At 59.7% G+C, this 1,751-nt stretch carries 1 protein-coding gene and 1 pseudogene; both read left to right on the forward strand.

Annotated elements, in window-relative coordinates:
- Positions 1 to 461: pseudogene (locus EOA86_RS32710) on the forward strand (GNAT family N-acetyltransferase); the annotation flags it as partial.
- 472 nt (positions 462 to 933) lie between these two features.
- Entirely contained in the window at positions 934 to 1,536 is a 603-nt protein-coding gene (locus EOA86_RS32715) for a cupin domain-containing protein (RefSeq protein WP_127209380.1), read from the forward strand.
- The last annotated feature ends 215 nt before the right edge of the window (positions 1,537 to 1,751 follow it).

Genomic DNA, 1,751 nt, shown 5'->3' on the forward strand with positions numbered 1-1,751 from the left:
AAAAAAAAAAGATGCCAGCTCTCGACGGTGAACTAAGTGACCTGCCTAGCGACAGGCTCGGCGACATCACCGCGCTGGACGCGCGCGCATTCGGGACAAACCGTGCAAGGCTGCTTGCGTTGCTCTCGGACGATGCCTCAATTGCCACTTTGAGTCGTGGCGGCGAGGTCGTTGGCTATTCCATGTGTCGCGAGTTCGGGCGCGGCCACGTGATTGGCCCCATTGTGGCTCGGAGCGACCAGGACGCGGTCCATCTCACCGCCTTCCATCTGAAGAAGCTGGCAGGTCGATTCGCGCGCGTCGATACGCGCGAGAGGGATGGCGTGTTTGCCGAGTTCCTTCAGCAGAGCGGCCTCGGCGTTGCCGAGACCGTGACGACAATGTCAAAAGGCCGCCGGTTTCTGAACCGGGAAAGCAACGGACCTTGGGTTTATGGGCTGGCCAGCCACGCCTGGAGCTGAGCACACTCCGCCCTCAAGCAAGCGGTCAGAGGTGTCTGTAGATCAGAGCGCTCGAATTGCACCGAAAAGCCCAAGAAACGGGTGTAATGCGGTTGCTATCATGCGGCCGGGACGACTACCGCTTGGAATCTTCCCCGAATCCCGGATCCGGTTTCGCTGCCGACACAATGACCGTCCGACACCCATCCGCCACGCCATCCACGATAACGTGGCCGATGCCGTGCGACACGGTGCGATTCGCGCGTTGACGTGATTAATGTCCCGCAGCAGATCGGATGTGATGACGTCCGGCGATGACCCGTATGCGACCAACCGGCCGTCCGCGATGGCCATCGCCTGATCGGTGAAGCGCAGGGGCAGACATAGACACGGCGTAGATCCCTACCGAACAGGCAGCGGAACCGACCGGCATGAAGACGGTTGAATCGGCATGAAGGCTCGTCTTCTGACAGCCAGCAATGCAGGCTACATCATGAGCATTCTGCAGAGTGCCAAGAAAGCTGTCGAGCAGGCTACCGGTGTCGCAAGACCGGGCAGGCAAGAAGTAACCGGTCTTGTAAGGCGGCGAAAAGCGAATGAGTTTTGGTTCAAGGATGATGGCCTGGTGCCCAATCATCCGTTTTGGCCGCTTGTCGTCTATCGAGGCGCCGTGAGGCTGCCTGAGGAATTTGATCCCGCAGCCGTCTTGGAGGAGCTTTTCGAGGCCAATGGATGGGGGGACAGCTGGCGGAATGGCATCTACGACTACGTTCACTACCATTCGCGAATACATGAGGTGCTCGGGGTTGCAGCCGGGGCGGCCAAAGTCCGGTTTGGAGGCAAAAAGGGACGAACCCTGTCCCTGAAGGCCGGCGACGTCGCGGTTCTTCCGGCCGGCACCGGGCATCAATGCCTTTCGGCATCCGCCGATTTTCTAGTGGTCGGCGCCTATCCTCCATTTGGGACCTATGATGAATGCACGACTGCCCAGGAGCATGATCGCGCGCTCGCGACAATCCAGAAGGTAGGTCGTCCACGCAAGGATCCCGTCTATGGGAGCAAAGGCCCGCTTCTGCAAAATTGGACGAAGACCTGAAGTAGGCGCAGATCGATCGAAGACCCACAGCACAGAACGCACACGAGCTAGGGGTGTACACCTCAGGCTAACGGCCTATCTCGACGCTCGCGAGCCACCGAGTGACCGCTCGAAGCGTCTCGCGCTCCTGGTCGCATTGTTTGGAAACCCATCGATCAGACGGGCACCTAGTGCATGTTCGGCGATTACGGCCAGGCTGTTGCCGAGCCCATAGC

The organism is Mesorhizobium sp. M5C.F.Ca.IN.020.32.2.1, assembly GCF_004023105.1.
GTDB classification, from domain to species: domain Bacteria; phylum Pseudomonadota; class Alphaproteobacteria; order Rhizobiales; family Rhizobiaceae; genus Mesorhizobium; species Mesorhizobium wenxiniae.

What these genes read in the sequence shown, in the direction of transcription:
- EOA86_RS32715 (WP_127209380.1), top strand. Translation starts at nt 934, where the DNA reads ATGAGCATTCTGCAGAGTGCCAAGAAAGCTGTCGAGCAGGCTACCGGT.